This window comes from Pseudomonas cistanchae (assembly GCF_054483635.1).
In genome coordinates this window covers 252,159-276,258 of the sequence record NZ_JBTLWN010000005.1, presented here as the reverse complement: position 1 = coordinate 276,258, position 24,100 = coordinate 252,159, and the positions used below count along the sequence as shown (strand labels likewise).

The following is a 24,100-nucleotide window of genomic DNA, read 5'->3' as shown; positions in this document are numbered from 1 at the left end:
GCGGATAGGCCAGGTTAGAGCGGATGCTTAACCCAGGGCCTGGCAGTAAGTGGGCTTTTTTCGATGATAGTTCCCGCGCCTGCGCGTGCTTCAACGGCCTGTGGCGCATCCCGTCACAAGGCTCGCAATGGCGGCGGCACGAGTAGACCGCGCAGGGTTGTGATTAAGCGCAGGGCGACATTAGCCAGGAATAATCCAGGGTGTCGTTGTCCCAGTTGCGTGTGCAGCTAACGCGAAAGGGGACAGTGATGGATGGCATGTTTTTCGATAACTGGCAGGTGCTCGTGTGCACGGTGACGGTGGGCGTGCTGGCGTATATCAGCCTGGTTCTGCTGCTGCGCCTCTCCGGCAGGCGCACGCTGTCAAAAATGAATGCCTTCGACCTGGTCGTGACCGTCGCCCTGGGTTCGACGTTCGCCACCATCCTGCTTAACAAGGACGTCTCCCTGGCCCAGGGCACCCTGGCCATGGCGTTGTTGATCAGCCTGCAATACCTGGTCACTTGGACCAGCGTGCGCGTCGGCTGGGTACGCCGCCTGGTGACCGGAGAACCGGCGCTGCTGTTCCACCGCGGCCAGTTTCTACGTGGCGCCATGCGCGCTGCGCGGGTTGCCGAGGACGAGGTGCGTTCCTCCATTCGGTCTTCGGGCATCGAGGTGCTCGCCGAGGTTGAGGCGGTCGTGCTGGAGACCGATGGCAAATTCAGTGTGGTGCGTGGTGGCGAGGCGAGTGGGGCTTCGAGCCTGGCTGGGGTGAATACGCCGGACCTGAACTAGCTCGGCGAGGGCCGGCAGGGGCCGTGCTGTGAGGATGGGTGACGCACGCCTAAGCCGAGCGCCCCGCCTCATGGTTTTGCTGCCGGGATGTGAGGCTTTTTGTCTTGGCTGCAAGTACAGCAGCCTGGACCGCGCTCAGGGTTTTCTTGCCCGCCGGGTACTCGAATACCGCGCTCTCGGCCAGGGTGAAAACACGCTCGCCGTTGTTCAACGTGACCTGCACAAACGCCAGATGATCGGTCCAGGAGCGATAGCGGCGCACCATGAACAAACTGTGTTTGGAGGCGACCGAGCGAATGCTGGTCAAGGGAATCTGCCGGTGACCCTGATCACGGGTAATCACCAGCTCATCGTTATGGATAAACGCAGGGCCACATTTGTTGACCCGGACATATTCAACCGCAAAGCGCCCCCACAGGAGGAAAAGCACCGGGATAATCACGGCCATCTCGGCGCGTTTCATCTCGGGCAACGCGAACAACAGGAGAACACCGACCGCCACGAGGATGGCCAGGGTGATGAATTTGTAGAAATAGACGCTTTGGAATTCCATGAGGGTTAGAAAGCGGGTGTCCATACGCGTTACTCCCTCGAGGTTCTTTATTGGGCGGTGATGAGCTACCTGGCATTTGAGCAGAGTAGGGCGTTGGCTGCGCTAGCCAATCGTTAGAAATGTGGAGTGTTCTCTGTTTCGTGGAGGCGTTTCGACTGACATGTGGCCGCAGATTTTGAGTCGCCCATATGAAGGTTTCTCGCTATGACTTCACAGGCCCATCGACAACCACATAGCGCTTACCGCCACTGCGTTTGGCCTCGTACATGGCTTCATCCGCGCGCCGAATCAGATGCAGTTCAGTCTGGCTGTGCTCCGGGTATACCGCGATACCCAGGCTTGGCGCGCTCATCAGCGTTTGCCCTTCCAGCAGGTAGGGAGCGCTTAGCGCGCCGATGATTTTCTCAGCCACCACGGCGGCATCTTCCTGCCTGCCGATGTTATCCAAGACGACGGCGAATTCGTCACCGCCCAAACGGCCAACCGTATCGGACTCCCGCACGCACTGCCTGAGGCGGTGGGCGACTTCGCGCAGCAGAAGGTCCCCCGCGGTGTGGCCAAAGGTATCGTTGATGTGCTTGAAGTTGTCCATGTCGAGATAAAGCACCGCCAGCCGCGAGGCGTCTCTTTTTGCTCGGTGCAGGGCACTTCGCAAACGGTCCAGAAGCAGCGTACGGTTCGGCAGCTCGGTCAGCTGGTCGTACTGCGCAAGAAACTCCAGGCGCGAGTGCGTGCGTTTGCGCTCTATCGCAGCGGCTACCTGGGTCGATGCAAACTGCAGCAGCTCCTTGTCCTGTTCGTTGTAGCGCGTGGTCCCGGAATAATTCCGCAGCACCAGCGCACCGATGACCCTGGTGCCCGATATCAGCGGCACGCCAAGCCAGTCCAGGGCCTGCTGATCTGGCCCCGCGCTACTCTCGGCAAGCGTCGGCTCGGCCGTCTCAGGCGTTAGCAGCAGGGCTTCACCGGAGCGAATAACCTTGGCACAGAAGGAGTTGGAGTCCAGTGGTATGGGCGACGGCGGCGCATCAAATTGATCAACGTGGTAGGCAAAGCTGAGCTGCTCGTTCGTCGCGTCGTATACCGCGACGGCAAAATTCTTGGCGGGTAGCAACTCACCCATTACGTCATGCACTCGCTTATACAGTGCGTGCAGATCGTCAACCGAGTGGGCCGCTTCCGATATCGCATACAGCGCGGCCTGGATCGCTTCGGCACGTTTGCGCCGAGTAATATCCCGCGCCACACCCACCCGCACCTGCTCAGCCTCAAGCCATTGGGCAGACCACATGATGTGAACGATATGGCCGTCTTTATGGAGATAACGGTTCTCGTGGTCATGCGAGGGCTGGCCCGAATTGATGCGCTCCACCAACGCCAGGCTGGCGGCGCGATCCTCCGGGTGCATCATCTCAAAGGCAATCCGGCCAACCATCTCTTCGGGCCGGTAACCGAAAACCCGCTCGCTGGCCGCGCTGACGGAAAGAAAGCGGCCCTGTTTATCCACTACGCAGACAACGTCCAGCAGCAGATCCAGTAGCTTGTCGTGGGGCAGGGGTAAGTTTGACGTCATGGCGATGACTATACGGTGATGCCTGCAGGGTTCGCTAGCGCATGATTTCGATGAGCGTGACTCGGCTTAAGAGGGAAACCCGTAATAGTGTTTAACGGAAATAGTGGTCTGCTCCCAACTGTTGTTGCGTTTGGGTTTGTCCATACGCCGCTTATGCATTGTCCGGGCTGACGGTTCTTCCCTTCGGCTCACCCCTTTCACAATTCTGCTCGGCCTGTTGAACGGGGGTTGGCGTCTTCTGCGAGATTGGTATTTCAGCCTGTAGGGTGGATTACGCTTTTTTCATCCACCATTGCAGCGGTTGTCCGGTTACAGACTCACTCGCCATAACCACTATCTATCTGCTCCAGCTCAACGCACCAATCTGCGGAATAAATACCCATTGCCACTGCCCGGTGAAAGCTCGAATAGGGCCAGTCCGCTAGCCGCTCGACATACCCATGCTTCAGCGGGTTGCAATGGATGTAGTCGAAGTGGCGTTGGTAATCCCCTTCATCACGGATCAGATGTTCCCAGTAGCGCCGCTGCCAGATGCCGCGCTCGCGCCTGCGCTGTTGATTGACGGTGCGCGCTTCGGTGATTGGCAAGCGTTTGGCGAAGGCGAACTTGATGACCTTCCAGCGCAAGGCAAAGTCGGCATCGCCTGGCGGCAGCGTCCACATGCAGTGCATATGTTCAGGCAGTACCACCCAGGCATCGATATGGAAGGGATGCCGCAACCGTGTCGCGCGTACCGTCTCGCGCAATAAATCGATTTCACGGATCAGCAGATTGCTGCTGCGGTCGCGCAGGTTGACGGTAAAGAAGTAAGTGGCACCGGCAACACAGGCGCGGCGGTAGTTGGGCATGACGGCTCATCCTTGAGCGTTTGGGTATTTGAACCATGGTGGACAAGCTTCGCGTTGTCCAGCCTACGCCCGGCACATTGGTGATCCGTAGGGTGGATGACGCTTTATTCATCCACCATTGCGGTGGTTGTCCGGGCTACTTGCTGTAGGAGCGGGCTTGCCCGCGATGCTTCTGTTGTTGCTCTGCTTTTGCCTTTCGCTCTGCCATCCACAAATCGTCCAAACAGCGCGATCCCTGAATCCCGTCAGGAGGCCGAGTGGAGGTGCTGTGGAGAGGGGCGTTTGGCATGGATGCCAAACGAGGAGCGATGGGCCAGGGATGGCCCTTCGTGACGACCCTCGGAACAGCACCGGAGCGAGGGAAGTTGAGCGCAGCGAAACCCGGATGCCGGGCGCGCTTTCTCTTTGGTTACTTTCTCTTTGCGCGCGCAAAGAGAAAGTAACTCGGCGTAAGGCCGAAACCAGTCGTTGCGAGCAGTGAAGGTGCTGCGACTACCAAGCAGCGAAACATCCAAGCAGTAAGCCAATAGAAAGCGTGGCTTATTCCCTGTTTGTCCGTTTTTAGCTTTGCGGCGCTTCTGTTTGAAGTGTGGCAAGTAGAATGTTGCACAGCAGTGAGTAGCCGGGCATATCATCGAACTCTGTAATTAGGGGAGCAATATTTGTGTCAAAAATCTTTCCATCTTTGTCGATCAAGATGCGGCCTGATTCAATGGTTTGCTCTTGGTCTGAGGAAAATACTTCAATAATCGTCTCGGCGTAAATCGATCCGTTCTTTAGCAGAGGTGTAAAGTGAATGCGAAATTTTTTATTTAAAATTGACCCGATTAGTGTTTCTTTGGATTCTCTTGGGGTGAATTGGACTAATTCATTGAGTGTTTGTTTGGAAAGTGATTCCCAGTGTTCGAAGTAGTTGGTGACCTGCTCTGATGTTCTGTTCCAGCTGCGCTTGGCTCTGTACAACTCGCCCTGGATTTGGTCTATATCTTTTTGTATTTTCATTTTTGGCGCTCGATTTATTTTTATTTTATTAAGTGGTTGCTATTGAAAAGATATGCTGTTTGTGGCGTAGGTGATTATTGCTATGTTTCCACAAGATATGAAAATAAGCTTTGCCCAGAAAAATAAAAGGGCAGGCCAGTTGAGAAAAATCGGAGCATCTAACTGGTCGTCTGGTTTGCACCCTTTGGCCTCATTGGTTCTGTGAAATACACCCCAAACCACGGAGGCTGAAATGTATTGTAGTAAGTCCGCGGTGAGTCCTAAGATTAAAAATAGTGCGGGCCATAACAGCTCATTAGGAAGGGTAAGTCCTATGCTTGAATCTTTCTTAAATATCCAGATCAGAGCTATGCCCGCGAATGCAATCTGGCGCGCGACATTGCTTGCGCTAGCACTTAGCTCATAGTAGGTGTTTTTATAGTCAGAAAGCTTCATTCTGATTTTTTGTCTTTTAGTGGTGTCCGAGGGCCAGTGCTTGTGGTGCGGCCGTTATCGTTGTTGACTTGGACGTTGGTGGGGTTGTCTCTTTTTCCATGTGTTTTGCCGCTTTCGATTTGCTTTTCTTGTTGCTTGTTTTTTGATTTGTCAGTCATAACAGTTCTCATAATAAAAAGCCCCGCACTAGGCGGGGCTTAAAGTTTCTAATCGCCACCCCAAACATCCATTTCAGGTAAAGCGCTCTTAATCTCTTTAGTGAGTGACTGGAATCAATCCCAGCTCAACGCCCCACCCGTCTGATATTCAATAACCCGCGTCTCGAAGAAGTTCTTCTCTTTCTTCAGGTCCATGATTTCCGACATCCATGGGAACGGGTTAGATGTACCTGGGTACTCTTCCTTCAAACCGATCTGAGTCAAACGACGGTTGGCGATAAATTTGAGGTAGTCCTCCATCATCGCGGCGTTCATGCCCAGTACGCCGCGGGGCATGGTGTCGCGGGCGTATTCGATTTCCAGTTGGGTGCCCTGGAGGATCATCTGGGTCGCTTCTTCCTTCATCTGGGCGTCCCACAGGTGTGGGTTTTCGATCTTGATCTGGTTGATCACGTCGATGCCGAAGTTCAGGTGCATGGATTCGTCACGCAGGATGTACTGGAACTGCTCGGCGACGCCGGTCATCTTGTTGCGGCGACCCATGGAGAGGATCTGGGTGAAGCCGCAATAGAAGAAGATGCCTTCCAGTACGCAGTAGTAGGCGATCAGGTTGCGTAGCAGTTCTTTGTCGGTTTCAACGGTGCCGGTGTTGAAGGTCGGGTCGGAGATGGAGCGGGTGTACTTGAGGCCCCAGCTGGCTTTCTTCGCGACGCTCGGGATCTCGTGGTACATGTTGAAGATCGCGCCTTCGTCCATGCCCAGCGATTCGATGCAGTACTGGTAGGCGTGGGTGTGTATCGCCTCTTCGAAGGTCTGGCGCAGGATGTACTGGCGGCACTCCGGGTTGGTGATCAGGCGGTACACGGCCAGGGCCAGGTTGTTGGCAACCAGGCTGTCGGCGGTGGAGAAGAAGCCGAGGTTGCGCATGACGATGCGGCGCTCGTCATCGGTCAGGCCGTCGGTGCTTTTCCACAACGCGATGTCCGCATTCATGTTCACTTCCTGGGGCATCCAGTGGTTGGCGCAACCATCCAGATACTTCTGCCAGGCCCAGTCGTACTTGAAGGGTACGAGCTGGTTGAGGTCGGCGCGGCAGTTGATCATGCGCTTCTCGTCGACCGCGACGCGAGCGGCGGAGCCTTCCAGCTCGGCCAGGCCTTCGGCGATGTCGAGTTGATCCAGTGCGGCTTTGGCGCGGGCCACGGCGGCGCTGTCGTCAGCGGCGACGGCGCGGGCTTCGACCGCGGCGGCACCGCCAACCTGGTCGAGTTTGTCGATGCTCATGTCCGTCTGTTGGGCGGCAGCGCTTTTGTTCGGGACGGCAGCTTCGGTGCCGTCTTCCTTGTCGAATTCATCCCAGCTCAGCATGGCTTGGCTCCTGCTTCAGGCCAGTGAAATAACCAGCCTGCATTGATGTACAAAAAATACGGTGTTGCTTGCTTCTGCTCTTGCTCGACATTCGAGCGTGTAGCTGAGCGAGTAGTCGCTAGGCACCTGCTGGAGTGGAAACCCTGAGCATACGCATGTATGTGATGGGGGCCGCTCCAGCAGGTAACAACGCGAATGCCGCTCAGATCCACGCGTTTTACTGACAAGCCTCGCAGTCTGGCTCGTCGATTGCGCAAGCCTTTGGCACCGGTGCCGGGCCGGCTGGCGCAGCGCTAAGGCCATCGTTGCCACCACTGGATACGGCATTCAGCTTGCCGGTGTTGATGGTGGACTTCTCGGTGCTGGTCGCGGCCAGGGCACGGAGGTAGTAGGTGGTTTTCAGGCCACGGTACCAGGCCATGCGGTAGGTCACGTCGAGCTTCTTGCCCGAGGCGCCGGCGATGTAGAGGTTCAGCGACTGCGCCTGGTCGATCCACTTCTGGCGCCGGCTGGCGGCATCGACGATCCACTTGGTGTCGACTTCAAACGCGGTGGCGTAGAGGTCTTTCAACTCCTGCGGGATGCGCTCGATCTGCTGTACCGAACCGTCGTAGTACTTGAGGTCGTTGATCATCACCGAGTCCCACAGGCCGCGGGCTTTGAGGTCGCGTACCAGGTACGGGTTGATCACGGTGAATTCGCCCGAGAGGTTCGATTTCACATAGAGGTTCTGGTAGGTCGGTTCGATCGACTGCGACACGCCGGTGATGTTGGCGATGGTGGCGGTCGGTGCGATGGCCATGATGTTCGAGTTGCGGATGCCGTTCTGCACACGGGCGCGCAGCGGTGCCCAGTCCAGGGACTCGCTCAGGTCAACGTCGATGTACTTCTGGCCGCGCTGCTCGATGAGGATCTGCTGCGAGTCCAGCGGCAGGATGCCTTTGCTCCACAGCGAACCCTGGAAGGTTTCGTAGCTGCCGCGCTCGTCGGCCAGGTCGCAGGACGCCTGGATGGCGTAGTAGCTGACCGCTTCCATCGACTTGTCGGCGAATTCGACGGCAGCGTCGGAGCCGTACGGGATGTGCTGCAGGTACAGCGCGTCCTGGAAGCCCATGATGCCGAGGCCGACCGGACGGTGCTTGAAGTTGGAGTTGCGCGCTTGCGGCACCGAGTAGTAGTTGATGTCGATGACGTTATCGAGCATGCGTACGGCGGTGTTGATGGTGCGCTGCAGCTTGGCGGTGTCCAGCTTGCCGTCGACGATGTGATTCGGCAGGTTGACCGAGCCGAGGTTGCACACGGCGATTTCGTCGGCGTTGGTGTTCAGGGTGATCTCGGTGCAGAGGTTCGAGCTGTGCACGACGCCCACGTGCTGCTGCGGGCTGCGCAGGTTGCATGGGTCCTTGAAGGTCAGCCATGGGTGGCCGGTTTCGAACAGCATCGAGAGCATCTTGCGCCACAGGTCTTTGGCCTGGATGGTCTTGAACAGCTTGATCTTGCCGTACTGGGTCAGGGCTTCGTAGTACTCGTAGCGCTCTTCAAAGGCGCGGCCGGTGAGGTCGTGCAGGTCCGGCACTTCGCTCGGGCTGAACAGGGTCCACTGGCCATCGTCGAACACACGCTTCATGAACAGGTCGGGAATCCAGTTGGCGGTGTTCATGTCGTGGGTGCGGCGGCGGTCGTCACCGGTGTTCTTGCGCAGCTCGATGAACTCTTCGATGTCCATGTGCCAGGTTTCAAGGTACGCGCAGACCGCGCCCTTGCGCTTGCCGCCCTGGTTTACGGCGACAGCGGTGTCGTTGACCACTTTAAGGAAGGGCACGACGCCCTGGGATTTGCCGTTGGTGCCCTTGATGTAGGCGCCGAGTGCACGCACCGGAGTCCAGTCGTTGCCCAGGCCGCCGGCGAATTTGCTCAGCAGGGCGTTGTCGCGGATGGCGTCGTAGATGCCGCCCAGGTCGTCCGGCACGGTGGTTAGGTAGCACGACGACAGCTGCGGGCGCAGGGTGCCGGCGTTGAACAGGGTCGGGGTCGAGGCCATGTAGTCGAAGGACGACAACAGGTTGTAGAACTCGATGGCGCGGTCTTCTTTCTGCTTCTCTTCGATCGCCAGGCCCATGGCCACGCGCATGAAGAAAATCTGCGGCAGTTCGAAGCGGATACCGTCCTTGTGGATGAAGTAACGGTCGTAGAGGGTCTGCAGGCCGAGGTAGGTGAACTGCTGATCGCGCTCGTGATCGATCGCCTTGCCGAGTTTTTCCAGGTCGAAGGTTTTCAGCACGGGATTCAGCAGTTCGAACTCGACGCCCTTGTCGATGTAGGCCGGCAGGGCCTTGGCGTAGAAGTCGACCATCTCGTGATGGGTGGCGCTGGTAGCGACACCGAGGAAGCCCAGGCCTTCGGCGCGGATGTTGTCCATCAGCAGGCGTGCGGTGACGTAGCTGTAGTTCGGCTCGCGCTCGACCAGGGTGCGGGCGGTCATCACCAGGGCGGTGCTGACGTCGCTCTGGGCCACGCCGTCATAGAGGTTCTTCAGGGTTTCTTTCTGGATCAGCGCGCCATCGACTTCAGCCAGGCCTTCGCAGGCTTCGGTGACGATGGTGTTGAGGCGGCCCATGTCCAGCGGCGCTACGCTGCCATCGACGTGGGTGACGCGGATGCTCGGGTGCGGCTGGGCGATCTCGGTAGCGGCGCCGGTCTTGCGCGCCTGGCTGCGCGATTCGCGGTAGATCACGTAGTCGCGCGCGACTTTCTGCTCGCCGGAACGCATCAGGGCCAGTTCGACCTGGTCCTGGATTTCTTCGATATGGATGGTGCCGCCGGAGGGCATGCGACGCTTGAAGGTGGCGGTGACCTGTTCGGTCAGACGCGCAACGGTCTCGTGAATGCGCGACGAGGCGGCAGCGGTGCCGCCTTCTACGGCGAGAAAGGCCTTGGTGATGGCGACGGTGATCTTGTCGTCGGTGTACGGCACCACGGTGCCGTTACGCTTGATCACACGCAGCTGGCCCGGCGCGGTGGCGGACAGGTCCTGGCTGGCATCGGCGGCCTGCGGCGCTTTGGCCTGCGGGTTCTCGCGAGTAGTGTCGGTATGCATGGATGTCTCCGTGTTATTTGTTTGTTTTAGACGCTATGCAGTGTTGATCGCTGCGGCGTACCTGCCGTTCATTCCCTTATCTACATGCCAGACGCACGGCCAGGGCCGGACGCATGGGACTTGCAAACTGGGCGCGGGAGGCACGACTGAAAGCGCCTTCCTGGCTTAAAAAGTCACAGGTTATGGCGTTACGGCGCCATAACTACTAGATCTAGTGGTGCGGCCCTGGGCTCTGCACCGGCTGAATAGCTTGAAATCGTGCTGCGATGTGGCGTAGCGCTGGCTGCCGTGGCAGGCCGAACGTGGCGCCGAATGGGCGTGGGCCAGCGTGATGGCGCACTGCAGAATCACGACTTGCAAAGCGGGCGAAACGTCAATAGGTAAAATGCTCTAAACCCTACATGTGGTGGGTCGAGCGCGATGGGCATACAAGATAATGCGCTATTTGCAGCATTGCAAGGCGAACGGACACTAACATCCTGTGGATAAGTTGTGGGTGGATTGTGGGCGAAACGCGGGTTTTCCAACGCAGCCCCCGTGGCTGCTGGGATCAGCCATTCGTCGTGGCCAGCAGGGCGCCTGCGGCTTTTTTCACTGCGGCGTTACAGCACAGCGGCCAATACTATATCTAGTGTTTTTACAGAATGATGGCGCGGTCTGTGCAGCGCCCGAGCGGTTGGTACAATGCGGCCCGTTTTCGCGTGGTTGACCTGTCTATGGAGGCAGCAGTGGAACAAGATTCCTGGCACATCCTGATTGTCGAGGACGACCAGCGCCTGGCCGAGCTGACCCGCGATTACCTCAAGGGCAACGGCCTCAACGTGAGCATCGAGGCGGACGGCGCCCGCGCCGCGGCGCGCATCCTGCAGGAGCAGCCCGATCTGGTGATTCTCGACCTGATGCTGCCTGGCGAGGATGGCCTGTCGATCTGTCGCAAGGTGCGTGGCCAGTACGAGGGGCCGATCCTGATGCTGACCGCGCGCACCGACGACATGGATCAGGTGTTGGGTCTGGAAATGGGCGCCGATGACTACGTCTGCAAGCCGGTGCGGCCACGGGTGCTGCTGGCCCGCATCCGGGCGCTGCTGCGCCGCCGCGAAGGTAGCGATGCCAGCGCCGTGGCCGAACGTCGGCGCCTGCAGTTCGGCCCGCTGGTGATCGACAGCGCCATGCGCGAGGCCTGGCTGGGCGATGCGAGCATCGAGTTGACCAGTGCAGAGTTCGACCTGTTGTGGCTGCTGACGGCCAACGCCGGGCGAATTCTGTCCCGCGAAGAAATCTTCAACGCCTTGCGCGGCATCGAATACGACGGTCAGGACCGCTCCATCGACGTGCGCATCTCACGCATCCGCCCGAAAATCGGCGACGACCCGGTTCATCCACGGCTGATCAAAACCGTACGCAGCAAGGGCTACCTGTTCGTCGCCGAGGCGGCCGAAGCGCTCACATGAACTCCATTTTCCTGCGCATCTACGCCGGCATGCTCAGTGTGCTGGTACTGGTGGCGGTGCTCGGCGTCGGCACGCTGCACCTGGCCAACGAGGTGCGTTCCGATCAGTACCGCGAGCACCTGGCGCGCGGCACCTTTCGCCTGATGGCGGATCGCATGGGCGCAATGCCCGAGCTGGAGCGGCGCCGCTCGCTGATCATCTGGTCACGCCTGCTGGGCATTCCTCTGGAGATTAAACCGCTGGCTGAGGTTGGCTTCGACAGCGGCGAGAGCACCCGCCTGCAACGCGGCCAGGTGCTGGTGGAGCAGACCGGGCCCCATGCGGCGGCGATCTACAGCCTGATCGGCGGCAAACAGCAGCTGCTGTTGATGGGCGAGGTGCAGCAGATCAGCGAACAACTGGCCCGCGCCACTGTTTACCTGTTGATCGACGAGCTGGTGCGTTACCCGGTGGCGGAGCAGCCGCAACGCCTGGCCGAGCTTAAAGAGGACAAGGCCTTCGGCTTCGACCTGCGCCTGGTCGAACTGGACCAGGCCGACCTGGACACCGATCAGCGCCGGCGGGTGGATGAGGGCGACACGGTGATGGCCCTCGGCAAGGGCGGCGACAGCATCCATGTGTTCGCCGGTATCGTCGATACGCCCTGGGTGCTGGAAATCGGCCCGCTGTACCAGATGAACCCCTATCCGCCGCAGTTGCTGGTACTGATCGGTGCGCTCGGGCTGAGCCTGTTCGGCTTTATGGTGTACCTGCTGGTGCGGCCGTTGGAGCAACGCCTGCGCGGCCTGGAAGCGGCGGCGACGCTTATTGCCAGTGGCCGGCTGGATGCGCGTGTGCCAACCCGTGGTACCGATGCGGTTGGGCGTCTGGCGGCCGCGTTCAATGGCATGGCCGAGCACCTGCAGCGTTCGCTGAACATCCAGCGCGAAATGGTGCGTGCGGTGTCCCACGAATTGCGTACGCCAGTGGCGCGCCTGCGTTTCGGCCTGGAAATGATCGGCGACGCCCAGAGCGAACAGGCGCGGCGCAAATATATGGAGGGCATGGACAGCGACATCCAGGACCTCGACAAGCTGGTCGACGAGATGCTGACCTACGCCCGCCTGGAGCAGGGCGCACCAGCCTTGAACTTCCAGCAGGTCGGCCTCGACGGGTTGATCGACCAGGTCATCGCCGAACTGGCGCCGCTGCGGGCCAGCGTGCAGGTCGAGCGCGGGCCTTCGCTCGATGCGCTGGATGGCAGTGGCGCCAGCGTGGAGGCGGAAGTGCGTTATCTGCACCGGGCGCTGCAGAATCTAGTGAGCAACGCCATGCGTCATGCCGAATCGCGCGTGCGGATCAGTTATCAGGTCGGTCAGCAGCGTTGTCGGGTCGACGTCGAAGACGACGGGCCGGGCGTGCCGGAGGAAGCCTGGGAGCATATCTTCACGCCGTTCCTGCGCCTGGACGACAGCCGTACCCGCGCGTCGGGCGGCCATGGTCTGGGGCTGTCGATCGTGCGGCGAATCATCTACTGGCATGAGGGCCGCGCCCTGATCAGCCGCAGCGATGCCTTGGGTGGCGCGCGTTTCAGCCTGGTGTGGCCACGCAAACAGGGCAGTTGAAGCGCTTTTGCCCGATCAGTTGGTCGATTAGTCAATAATCCGACGATCTATGTCTTGTATTGATAACCATTATCATTAATATGTGCGCCTGACGTTAGCCAAGGAGCAGCGATGGGCGCTTTCTTTTTCTGTTCCACCACGTCGGCCGTTGCAGCCAAGGGCTTTCCGGGCTCCTCGCCCGCAGGCCTGCACGTCGAGCTGGAGCAGCTCTACGACGGTCATCGACGCGCATTGATCGACTTCGCCCAGAGCGTCCTCGGTTGCCGTGCTCGTGCTGAAGACGTGGTTCAGGACGCCTTTCTCAAGCTCTGGGAGGACGGCGAAGCCCACGCGATCAACGACGCGCTCAAGTACCTGTTCCGCGTGGTACGCAATCTGGCGATCGACCGTTTGCGTCGGCTCGGGCTGGAAGGCCGCTATCAGGTGGACGACGGCAGGTTGCCCGATGTGGCCGCGCCGACCCCCTCGCCGGAGCGCGTGGTGCTGGGCGAGCTGCATTGGCAACACCTGCAGCAGGCCCTCGCCGAGTTGCCGAGCCGCACCCGCACGGCCTTCACCATGAGCCAGGTGGAAGGCTACAGCCAGCGTGAAGTCGCCAGCCACCTGTGCGCGTCGCCGACCCACGTGCACTTTCTCGTGCGCGATGCCGTCGGCCATTGCCGCGTGCGCCTGGGCGACGTGGCGGCATGACCCTTTTCTTCTGCTCAGCCGGGCTGCGGCCCGCCGAGGATATTGATCGATGAAGCTGTTGCGTTTGCTGTTCCGGGAAAACCGTCTGCCGCTGCTCGGAGTGTTGCTGCTGAGCCTGTGCAGCGCGCTGTTGAGCGTGGGGGTGATCGCGTTCGTCAACCTGCGGCTGATCGCCGGGGGCGATGCCATGGGCGACGCGTTGCTGCAGTTCGCCGGCTTGCTGATCCTGCTGCTGGCCTGCGCCTCGGCGGCGCAAATGGCGCTGCACACCCTCGGCCATCGCTTCGTTTATCGGATGCGCCGCAACCTGGTCAAGCGCGTGCTCGACACCGATATCGAGCGCCTGGAGCAGATCGGCGGGGCGCGCATTCTCGCCAGTCTGTCGAGCGATATCCGCAATATCACCATCGCGTTCGTCTACCTGCCCGAGCTGGTCTACGGGCTGATTCTCAGCCTCGCCGCATTCGCCTACCTGGCCTGGCTGTCGCCCTCGCTGTTCGGCGTGACCCTGGCCTGGCTGGGCTTTACCCTGAGCGTCGGCTGGCTGTTCATCGGCCGGGTCAATCACCACATCCGCCTGCTGCGCGAAGCCGAGGATCGGCTGTATCAGGACTATCAGGCCGTCATCGACGGGCGCAAGGAACTGGCGCTGAACCGTGACCGCGCGCGCCTGCTGTTCAACGAGGAATTCGACACCGACGCGCGCACCTACCGCGACAACGTCACCCGCGCCGACATCTTCAACGGCCTGGCCGGCAACTGGGCCAACTGCATGGTGCTCGGCACCATCGGCCTGGTGTTTTTCTGCGCCAATGGCCTGGGCTGGGCGGCCGCGCCGGTGGCGGCGACCTTCGCCCTGACCGTGCTGTTTCTGCGGGCGCCCATGGTTGCCAGCGTGGCGGCGATTCCCAGCCTACTGGCGGCACGGGTGGCGCTGGGCAAGCTGGAGGCGCTGGAACTGGCCGAGCAGCGCGAAGATTTCGACTACGTTCAGCAGCCCGCCGACTGGCAGACGCTGCGCCTCGACGGCGTCAGCTATCGCTATCCAGGCGAGGCGGGTGAGCTCGGTTTCGATGTCGGCCCCGTCAACCTCACGCTCAAGCGCGGCGAGCTGGTGTTTGTGGTGGGCGGCAACGGCAGTGGCAAGTCGACCCTCGCACGGCTGCTTACCGGCCTGCATCGGCCGGATTCCGGCAGCATTCGCCTCGACGAGCGCGCGCTGCACGACCACGAGTGGCCGGCGTACCGCCAGTTGTTCGCCAGCGTGTTCACCGATTTTCACCTGTTTGCCCGCCTGCTCGGGCCCGCGGGCACTGACGTGGATGACGGCTTGACCCTCGGCTGGCTGGAGCGCCTGCACATGACCCACAAGGCGCGCTTCGCCGACGGCCGTCTTCTCGACACACGCTTCTCCCAGGGTCAGCGCAAGCGCCTGGCGTTGCTGCTGGCGATGCTGGAAGACCGCGACATCCTGGTGCTCGATGAGTGGGCTGCAGACCAGGACCCGCTGTTCCGTCGGCTGTTCTACCGCGAACTGCTGCCGCAGCTGAAGGCCGCCGGCAAGACGGTGGTGGCGATCACCCACGACGATCACTACTTCGATCAGGCCGATCGCTTGCTGAAGATGGACGGCGGTCAGCTGATCGAGCTGACCGGCGAGTTGCGCCAGCGTGCCAGCGCCGATGCCCTGCACGAGATCGGCGGGCCGGCGCGGCGCGTCGAGGTGCCGGGCATCTCGTAGCGGGTTTGATAACACCGGCTTGTAGGGTGCGCTATGCGCACCAGGCACTCGATGTCAGCGGTGCGCACGCGCCCTGCCCAGAGCAGACGCATCTGCTTGAGCAATGGCTATTGCGAGACTGCCCCTGGCGCCGCGGCGCTGGCAGGGCGAGCGAGGGCGGAAACGCCGTGGGGCGCTGCACTGTCACGTCCGAGATTTGTAGGTAAATAAAAATTATTCGTAATTGAATTCGTCTGTATCTATATCGCCGGATCGTTCCGGCTCGCACGAGGAACCCACATGAGCTTCGACAGCCCCGAAACCCGTTTTCTGGTCGTGATCAACGCCGAGCAGCAATACGCCATCTGGCCGGACTACAAGCCGGTTCCCGCCGGTTGGCAGGACGTTGGCGTGCATGGCGATCGGCAGACCTGCCTGGCGCATATCGCCGAAGTCTGGACCGACATGCGTCCGCTGAGTCTGCGCGAGGCGGCGCAAGCCTGATGCAGCTTTTCTGCCTGGCCCATGCGGGTGCCAGCGCCATGCCCTATGCACGGTGGCGCAAGCGCCTGCCGCGTTGGCTGGAAGTCTGCCCGCTGGAACTGGCCGGGCGCGGTGCGCGCCAGGACGAAGCCTTGCCGCACGACCTCGCGAGCGTGCTGGCCGACCTCAAGGCCGGCTGGCAGCGCGAGTGCGAGGGGCCCTACCTGCTCTGGGGGCATAGCTTCGGCGGTTTGCTGGCATTCGAGCTGGCCCACGCGCTGGTCGCCGCCGGCCATCCGGCGCCGCTTGCGCTGTTTGTATCAGCGTCCCGCGCGCCGTCGCGCCGTGCCCTCGGCCCGCGCATGGCGACCGGCAGCGAAAGCGAACTGCTGAGCCTGCTGGACGGTTTTGCCCCGCTGCCGCGCGAACTGCGCGCCGACCCGCTGTTCCGTCGCGAATGCCTGCCCGTGCTGCGCGGCGACCTGGCGCTGGTCGACAGTTACCACTACCAGCGCCGCCACCCCTTGCCCTGCGCCGTGCATGTGCTCGGCGCCCGCCAGGACAGCCTGAGCGAAGAGGACCTGCGCACCTGGCGCCGCGAAACCCTGGGCACCTTCAGCCTCGAATGGCTGGACGGCGGGCATTTCTACCTGCGCGCCCAGGAAGCCGAATTGCTCAACCTGATCGAATTTCACGCCCGGCGCCTGTTGCGCGCCGAGGCCGCTTACGCGCCCCAGGGCGCCTAGAGGTGTTGTCCATGACCGCCGATTGCCTTTCCCGCCCCGTGTCCGATCTGGCCTGGGCGCCGTTGTCGTCTGCCCAGCAGCGCCTGTGGTTCTTCAGCCGTCTGGAGTCCGCGAGCAGCGCTTACAACCTCGGCGGCGTGCTCTGGCTTGAGGGTGAACTGGATCTCGCTGCGCTGCGCTACAGCCTTGACCAGGTGCTGGCCCGGCACGCCGCGTTGCGCCTGGTGTTCGCCGAGCAGGACGGCGTAGCGCAGCAGGCGGTGCTGCCGGTATGCCCGATGCCGCTGGAACACATCGATCTTGGCGAGCTGGCGCCGGAGCTGCGCCAGGCCGAAACCGAGGAGCAGGGGCGGGCATTCGTCGAGCGGCATTTCGACCTCGGCCACGGGCCGCAGATTCGCTGTGCGCTCTATCGCCTGGAGGCGGACCGCCACGCCCTGGTGGTGGCCATGCACCACATCGTGTCGGACGCCTGGTCGGTGCGCGTGCTGTTCGAGGAAATGGCCGAGTTCTATCGGGCGCGCCAGCAGCACCGCGCGCCCATGATGAATACCCTGCCTATGGAATACTGCGATTACGCCGAGCGGCAACGCGAGTGGCTGGCCAGCGCCGAAGGCCGCCGGCAACTGGATTACTGGCGCGCGCAATTGGGCGAGGAGCAGCCGGCCCTGCTGCTGCCCGCCGACTTTGCCTGTCCGCCCCAGGCCGACCGCCGCGCCGCCTATCGGCTGCTGGAACTGGACCCGCAACTGGTCGGGCGCTTGCGCGGCCTGGCGAAAACCAGCGGCGCAACCCTGTTCACCGTTCTGCTGGCAGCGTTGCAGCTGCAGCTGGCGCGGTTGTCGGGCCAGCGCGAGGTGCGTATTGGCGTGCCGGTGGCAGCTCGCGCCCGTGGTCATGAACGCCTGGTCGGCTTCTTCGTCAATACCCTGGTGCTGGCCGGTCAACCGTCGCCGGCGCTGAGCGTGCGCGACTGGATCGGCCGCACGCGGGAATGCCTGCGGCAAGGCCTGAAGCATCAGCACATGCCGTTCGAGCAACTGGTGGAAGCCTTGGCACCATCGCGCAGCCTGGGCCAGCAGCCGTTGTTCCAGGTGGCGCTCAACTACCGCCGCCAGCACCCGCTGCCAGCGGACTGGCTGCCCGGCATGCAGGTGCGCCTGGACGAGTTTCCGGCGAGCCGCATTCCCTTCGACCTGGCCCTGGATGCAGTACGCGACGCCGGCGAACGGCTGTCCATCAACTTCGCCTACGCCGCCGAATTGTTCAGCGCGGCCAGCATCGAGCGGCTGGTCGACGGCTTCAACCAGATGCTTGAGGCATTTATTGACCAGCCCGATAGCGCCCTGGCGCACTTGCGCTCCCATAGCGATGCCGACCAGCAACGCCTGGCTGACTGGAACCGTTGCAAGCAAAGCCATGAGCCTTCGCGCCTGCTGCCCGAGCTGATCGCCGAGCAGGCCCGCTTGCGCCCCGACGCCATCGCCCTGGTGCATGGCAGCGAGCGGCTGAGCTATGCCGAGCTGGAGGCCCAGGCCAATCGCCTGGCTCACCTGCTGATCGAGCGCGGCGTCGGCCCGGAGGCGCGGGTTGGCCTGTCGCTGGAGCGCGGCAATTCGATGATTGTCAGCCTGCTGGCGATCCTTAAAGCCGGCGGTGCCTTTGTACCGCTGGACCCCGGGTACCCGCGCGAACGCCTGGCCTTTATGGTCGAGGACTCGGGCCTGCAGTGGCTGATTACCAGCAGCGATCTGGCGGGGCGTTTGCCGGAAGTGGAGACGCTTTGCCTGGATCGGCTTGATCTATCGGCTTATCTCTCATCGGTGCCCGATGTCGCGCTGCATCCGCTCAATCTGGCCTACCTGATCTACACCTCCGGCTCCACCGGCCAGCCCAAAGGCGTGGCGGTGAATCACGCCGGGCTAAGCATGCATGTACAAACCATCGGCCAGCGCTACGGCATGACCCCGGACGATGTAGAGCTGCATTTCGCTTCCATCAGCTTCGATGGCGCGGTGGAGCGCTGGACGGTGCCGCTGGCCTTTGGCAGCCGCCTGGTGATTCGCGACCAGCAGCTATGGAGCGTCGAGCAAACTTGCCAGGTGTTGCAGGACGAAGGCATTACCATTGCCGTATTCCCGCCGAGCTATGCAATCCAGTTGCTCGACTGGGTTGAGTCGCAGGCGCTCGAGCTCAATGTCCGTTCTTGGACCCTGGGCGGCGAAGCCTTTACCCGCGAGACCTATGAACGGATGCAGCGGGTGTTGAAGCCCACGCGCATCGTCAACGGCTACGGCCCGACCGAAACCGTGGTCACGCCACTGATCTGGGAAGCCTTTGCCGGCGACCAGTTGGAAGCCGCTTACGCCCCTATCGGCACACCTGTTGGCCCGCGCAAATGTTATGTGCTGGACAGCGAACTCAACCTGCTGCCGATTGGTGTGGCCGGCGAGCTGTATATCGGCGGCGAAGTCGGCCTGGCCCGCGGTTATCACCAGCGCCCGGACCTGACCGCTGAACGCTTTTTGCCCGATCCCTTTGGCGAGCCGGGCGAGCGGATGTACCGCACCGGCGACCTGGTGCGCTGGCGTGAAGACGGCGCGCTGGATTATCTGGGCCGTGTCGACCATCAGGTAAAAATCCGCGGTTTCCGTATCGAGCTGGGCGAAATCGAAAGCCAATTGCTGGCCCTGCCACAGGTCGCCGACGCGGCGGTGGTGGCCCGCGATACGCCGAGCGGCAAGCAACTGGTCGGCTATCTCGTTGGTCGCGGCGAGCTGGACCTGAGCGAAATCAAACAACGGCTGGCCGCTCAGCTGCCGGACTATATGGTGCCGGCGCAGCTGATGCAGCTGGACAGCCTGCCGCTGACCCCCGCGCGCAAACTGGACCGTGCCGCATTGCCCGAGCCGCAGTGGCAAAGCGCGGATTACCAGGCGCCGCAAACTGACAACGAACAAATCCTCGCAGCAATCTGGCAGCAGGTGCTGGGCGTCGAGCGGGTAGGGCGCAGCGATCACTTCTTCGAGCTGGGCGGCGATTCCATCGTTGCGTTGCAGGTGGTCAGCCGCGCACGTCAGCAGGGGCTAGGCCTGACGCCCAAGGATGTATTCCAGCAGCAGACCCTGGCCGAGCTGGCTGCGGTGGCCCGCGAAGTGGCCGCACCGCGCGCCGAGCAAACGCCTATCGTCGGCCCGGCGCCTTTGCTGCCGATCCAGGCGCGTTTTCTCGAACGCGAAGGCCTGGCCGCCTGCAACCAGTACCTGCTATTCGAGCTGCGCGAGTCCTTTGAGCCGGCGCTGCTGGAGCAGGCGTTGCAGGCGTTGGTGCAGCATCACGATGCCTTGCGCCTGCGCTACTCGCCCGGCGATAACGGCTGGCAGCAGGAGCACGCCTCGCTTGCTGAAGCCAGTGCGCAGTCGCTGTTGCAGGAGTACCAGGCCCAGGATGACGCCGACGCACAAGCGCGTTGCCGCGAGGCCCAGGCCAGCCTCGATCTGCACCAGGGCCCGCTGCTGCGTGCGCTCTACCTGCGCCAGGCCGGCCAGCTTGACCGTCTGCTGCTGACGATCCATCACCTGGCCGTGGACGGCGTGTCCTGGCGTGTGCTGCTGGAAGATCTGCCGCGCGCCTACGGACAGCTGCAGGCCGGTCAGGCCGTGCAGCTGGCGGAAAAGACCAGCGCCTTCAAGGCCTGGGGCGAGCGTCTGCTGGCCTGGGGCAAAAGCGACGCGGTGCAGGCCCAGCGCGCGTTCTGGTCAGCCCAGGAGCAGGCGGTTAGCGCCTTGCCGACGATGACCGCCGCCCCGGGCCGTGAAGGCCAGCGGCAACGCCTGAGCCTGACATTGGCGGCCGAGCCGACCCGCGAGCTGTTGCAGGGCGCCCAGCATGCCTATCGCCTGCGCGCCGACGAGGTGCTGCTGACTGCCCTGGCGCGGGTGCTCTGTGCCTGGAGCGAACAGCCGGCGCTGAGCCTGCACCTGGAAAGCCACGGCCGCGCGCCGCTGTTCGAAGACATCGACCTCAGTCGCACGGTCGGCTGGTTTACCAGCCTCTATCCGCTAAGCCTGCGGCCGGAGACTGGTTTGCCGGACAGCCTTAAAGCGATCAAGGAACAGCTGCGCGCCGTGGCCGATGGCGGTCTGGCCTATGGCCTGCTGCAACAACAGGGCGCGCTGGCCGGGGTGAAGCCTCAATTGCTGTTCAACTACCTTGGACAGTTCGAAGGAGCCGGCAACGGTATGTTGCAGGTGCTCGACGCCGGTCTCTGGCGCGAGGCGGATGCAGCGCTGGATGCGCCCCTGGTGATCAACGCCGAACAACGCGACGGCGGCTTGCAGTTGCATCTGGATTTCTGCCCCGGGCATTGGCATCGCGCCACCCTCGAAGGGTTGCTGCAACGCCTGCAAACCGAGTTGCAGGCGATCCGCGCTCATTGCCTGAAAGCGCCACGTTGCCTGACGCCCAGCGATGTGGCCCTGGCCGGCCTCGATCAAACGGCGCTCGACGCCTTGCCGGGTGTCGAGGACCTCTACCCGCTGTCAGCGCTGCAGCAGGGCCTGCTGTTCCACAGCCAGCTGGGCGACTCCGCCACCAGCTACGTTAACCAATTGGTATTGCCGCTGAGCGGGCTGGCGCCTGAGCGCTTACGTCAGGCCTGGCAGCAGGTGCTGCAACGCCACGCCATGTTGCGTGTACGCATCATTACGGGCGAGCCGCCGTTGCAGGCGGTGCAGACCAGTGTCGCCTTACCCTGGCAGCAGCTCGATTGGCGTGAGCCGAATGCACTCGCTGAGGGTGATTTCCAGACGCGTCTCGACGCCGTCTGCCGGGCTGAGCGCGACCGCGGTTTCGACCTGGCCGAGGCCCCTTTGCTGCGTCTGCTGCTGGTGCAGCGCGACGAGCAGGAGTTCGTGCTGGTCTGGACGCTGCACCATCTGCTGCTCGACGGCTGGAGCACCGGGCTGCTGCTCGGCGAAGTGCTGGCGCTCTACCACGGCGACAGCCTGGCGCCACCGCGCGGTCAGTTCCGCGAGCATATCGCCTGGCTGGCGCAGCAGGACGCGGCGGCCAGCGAAGCCTTCTGGCGCCCGCAGTTGCAGCGCCTCGATACGCCGACCCGGGTCGCCGGTAGCCTGCCCTGTCACACGCCCGGCAGCGGCCATGTGCGCCATCCGCTGGCGCTAAGCAGTGAAATGCAGGTGCGCCTGCGCAGCTTCGCTCAGCGTCAGGGCCTGACCCTCAACAGCCTGATCCAGGGCGCCTGGGCGCTGCTGCTCAGCCGCCTGACCGGCAAACACACGCTGTGTTTCGGCACCACGGTGGCGGGGCGCCCGGCGGATCTGCCAGGTGCCGAGCAGATCGTCGGCCTGTTTATCAATACGCTGCCAGTGGTGGTCGAGCTGCCGCCGGGGCAGGCGGTCGGCGCCTGGCTGGCGAACCTGCAGCAGCACAACCTGGCCCTGCGCGAACACGAACATACGCCGCTGTACGACCTGCAACGCTGGGCCGAATTGGGTGGGGAAGCGCTGTTCGACAACCTGCTGGTATTCGAGAACTACCCATTGGGCGATGCCCTGAGCCGCGCCGAACGGGGCGACCTGCGCCTGGGCACGCCGCAGAGCCATGAATTCACCCATTACCCGCTGGCCCTGGCGGTACTGCCGGGCGATGCGCTGAACCTGCTGCTGGCCTACGACAGCGCGCGTTTCGACGCGGCCGCGATTGCCCAGATCGAGGGGCTGTTGCGTCAGGCTTTGGAGCAAGTGCTGGGCGACGTATCACGGCCGCTGGCGGCGCTTCAGCTGCTGGATAACGCCGAGCATCAACGTCTGGCCATCTGGAACCAGTGCAAGCAGAGCCATGAACCTTCGCGCCTGTTGCCCGAGCTGATCGCCGAGCAGGCACGTCTGCGCCCCGACGCCATCGCCCTGGTGCACGGCGGCGAACGCCTGAGTTATGCCGAACTGGACGCCCAGGCCAATCGCCTGGCTCATCTGTTGATCGAGCGCGGCGTCCGCCCGGAAGCGCGGGTTGGCCTGTCCCTGGAACGCGGCAATGCGATGATCGTCGGCCTGCTGGCGATCCTAAAAGCCGGCGGCGCCTTTGTGCCGCTGGACCCTGGCTACCCACGCGAACGCCTGGCCTATATGGTCGAGGACTCGGGCCTGCAATGGCTGATTACCAGCAGCGATCTGGCTGGGCGTTTGCCGGCTGTGGACACGCTATGCCTGGATCAGCTCGATCTGTCCGTATATAGCAGCGTCGCGCCCACTATCGAGCTGCACCCGCTCAATCTGGCCTATCTGATCTACACCTCCGGCTCCACCGGCCAACCCAAGGGCGTGGCGGTGAACCATGCTGGGCTAAGCATGCATGTGCAGACCATTGGTCAACGCTATGGCATGACCCCTGACGATGTGGAACTGCATTTTGCTTCCATCAGCTTTGACGGCGCGGTGGAGCGCTGGACGGTGCCGCTGGCCTTTGGCAGCCGTCTGGTAATCCGCGATCAGCAGCTGTGGAGCGTCGAGCAGACCTGTCAGGTGTTGCAGGACGAAGGCATCACCATCGCCGTCTTCCCGCCGAGCTATGCAATCCAGTTGCTCGATTGGGTCGAAAGCCAGAACCTCACCCTGAACGTACGCAGTTGGACCCTGGGCGGCGAAGCCTTTACCCGCGAGACCTATGAGCGTATGCAGCGGGTGCTGAAGCCCATGCGCATCGTCAACGGCTACGGCCCGACCGAAACCGTGGTCACGCCGTTGATCTGGGAAGCCTTTGCCGGCGATCAGCTGGAAGCGGCCTACGCCCCCATCGGCACCCCGGTTGGTCCGCGTACCTGCTACGTGCTCGACAGCGAACTCAATCTGCTGCCCATCGGCGTCGCTGGTGAGTTGTATATCGGCGGCGAAGTCGGCCTGGCCCGCGGTTACCACCAGCGCCCGGATCTCACAGCAGAACGCTTTTTGCCCGATCCCTTTGGCGAACCGGGCGAGCGGATGTACCGCACCGGCGACCTGGTGCGCTGGCGTGAAGACGGCGCCCTGGATTACCTCGGCCGCGTCGACCATCAGGTAAAGATCCGCGGTTTCCGCATCGAACTGGGCGAAATCGAAAGCCAATTACTGGCCCTGCCACAGGTCGCCGATGCGGCGGTGGTGGCCCGCGATACGCCAAGCGGCAAACAGCTGGTCGGTTACATCGTCGGTCGCAGCGGGCTGGACCTGAGCGAAATCAAACAACGGCTGGCCGCTCAGCTGCCGGACTATATGGTGCCGGCGCAGCTGATGCAGCTGGACAGCCTGCCGCTGACCCCGGCGCGCAAACTGGACCGTGCCGCATTGCCCGAGCCGCAGTGGCAAAGCGCGGATTACCAGGCGCCACAAACTGACAACGAACAAATTCTCGCGGCGATCTGGCAGCAGGTGCTGGGCGTCGAACGGGTAGGGCGCAGCGATCATTTCTTCGAGCTGGGTGGTCATTCGCTGCTGGCAACCCAGGTGGTTTCGCGTCTGCGTGCTGAGCACGGTCTGGCGCTGCCGCTCAAGGCGCTGTTCGAGGCGCCGCTGCTGGCGGCCTGCGCCGCTCAGCTTG

At 62.3% G+C, this 24,100-nt stretch carries 14 protein-coding genes and 1 pseudogene; 8 read left to right on the top strand and 7 right to left on the bottom strand.

Annotation, left to right across the window (positions count from 1 at the left end):
- Nucleotides 1–248 precede the first annotated feature (248 nt).
- Nucleotides 249–776, top strand: coding sequence for a DUF421 domain-containing protein (locus ACX0MV_RS15615; RefSeq protein ID WP_458983430.1), 528 nt, complete (start codon nt 249–251; stop codon nt 774–776).
- Between the two features lie 49 nt (nt 777–825).
- Here the strand turns inward: ACX0MV_RS15615 and ACX0MV_RS15610 are convergent, their stop codons facing one another.
- From ACX0MV_RS15610 to ACX0MV_RS15580, 7 genes are all read right to left on the bottom strand, one after another.
- Nucleotides 826–1,353: a hypothetical protein gene (locus tag ACX0MV_RS15610; RefSeq protein WP_458983429.1), complete on the bottom strand. Its 528-nt coding sequence runs from the start codon at nt 1,351–1,353 to the stop codon at nt 826–828.
- A gap of 178 nt (nt 1,354–1,531) precedes the next feature.
- Nucleotides 1,532–2,902, bottom strand: coding sequence for a sensor domain-containing protein (locus ACX0MV_RS15605; RefSeq protein WP_458983428.1), 1,371 nt, complete (start codon nt 2,900–2,902; stop codon nt 1,532–1,534).
- 317 nt (nt 2,903–3,219) lie between these two features.
- Nucleotides 3,220–3,750, bottom strand: a complete 531-nt coding sequence (locus ACX0MV_RS15600) for an REP-associated tyrosine transposase (protein ID WP_458983427.1) — start codon at nt 3,748–3,750, stop codon at nt 3,220–3,222.
- A gap of 561 nt (nt 3,751–4,311) precedes the next feature.
- A complete protein-coding gene (locus ACX0MV_RS15595) occupies nt 4,312–4,752 on the bottom strand; it encodes a hypothetical protein (protein WP_458983426.1) in 441 nt (146 codons plus the stop codon).
- A gap of 431 nt (nt 4,753–5,183) precedes the next feature.
- The gene (locus ACX0MV_RS15590) at nt 5,184–5,345 is read right to left on the bottom strand and encodes a hypothetical protein (protein WP_458983425.1); all 162 of its coding nucleotides are present in this window, start codon (nt 5,343–5,345) and stop codon (nt 5,184–5,186) included.
- Between the two features lie 114 nt (nt 5,346–5,459).
- Nucleotides 5,460–6,713 carry a ribonucleotide-diphosphate reductase subunit beta gene (locus ACX0MV_RS15585; protein ID WP_458983424.1) on the bottom strand — a complete coding sequence of 418 codons (1,254 nt, stop codon included), beginning with the start codon at nt 6,711–6,713 and terminating at the stop codon, nt 5,460–5,462.
- A gap of 217 nt (nt 6,714–6,930) precedes the next feature.
- Nucleotides 6,931–9,810 (bottom strand): ribonucleoside-diphosphate reductase subunit alpha, encoded by a 2,880-nt coding sequence (locus ACX0MV_RS15580; protein WP_458983423.1) that lies wholly within the window; start codon nt 9,808–9,810, stop codon nt 6,931–6,933.
- 728 nt (nt 9,811–10,538) lie between these two features.
- Between ACX0MV_RS15580 and ACX0MV_RS15575 the strand changes: the two genes are divergently transcribed.
- From ACX0MV_RS15575 to ACX0MV_RS15545, 7 genes and pseudogenes are all read left to right on the top strand, one after another.
- A complete protein-coding gene (locus tag ACX0MV_RS15575; protein WP_458983422.1) occupies nt 10,539–11,261 on the top strand; it encodes a response regulator in 723 nt (240 codons plus the stop codon).
- Nucleotides 11,258–12,865 carry an ATP-binding protein gene (locus ACX0MV_RS15570; RefSeq protein WP_458983421.1) on the top strand — a complete coding sequence of 536 codons (1,608 nt, stop codon included), beginning with the start codon at nt 11,258–11,260 and terminating at the stop codon, nt 12,863–12,865. The genes ACX0MV_RS15575 and ACX0MV_RS15570 overlap by 4 nt, the downstream gene beginning before the upstream one ends.
- Nucleotides 12,866–12,976: 111 nt before the next feature.
- Nucleotides 12,977–13,555, top strand: coding sequence for a sigma-70 family RNA polymerase sigma factor (locus ACX0MV_RS15565; protein ID WP_458983420.1), 579 nt, complete (start codon nt 12,977–12,979; stop codon nt 13,553–13,555).
- A gap of 49 nt (nt 13,556–13,604) precedes the next feature.
- Complete coding sequence (locus ACX0MV_RS15560) at nt 13,605–15,296, top strand: multidrug ABC transporter permease/ATP-binding protein (protein ID WP_458983419.1); 1,692 nt, start codon at nt 13,605–13,607, stop codon at nt 15,294–15,296.
- A 279-nt stretch (nt 15,297–15,575) separates the two neighbouring features.
- Complete coding sequence (locus ACX0MV_RS15555; RefSeq protein WP_458983418.1) at nt 15,576–15,779, top strand: MbtH family protein; 204 nt, start codon at nt 15,576–15,578, stop codon at nt 15,777–15,779.
- Nucleotides 15,779–16,504, top strand: coding sequence for a thioesterase II family protein (locus ACX0MV_RS15550; protein WP_458983417.1), 726 nt, complete (start codon nt 15,779–15,781; stop codon nt 16,502–16,504). Before ACX0MV_RS15555 ends, ACX0MV_RS15550 begins: the two co-directional genes overlap by 1 nt.
- A gap of 11 nt (nt 16,505–16,515) precedes the next feature.
- Nucleotides 16,516–24,072: pseudogene (locus tag ACX0MV_RS15545) on the top strand (amino acid adenylation domain-containing protein); the annotation flags it as partial.
- Nucleotides 24,073–24,100: the final 28 nt, after the last annotated feature.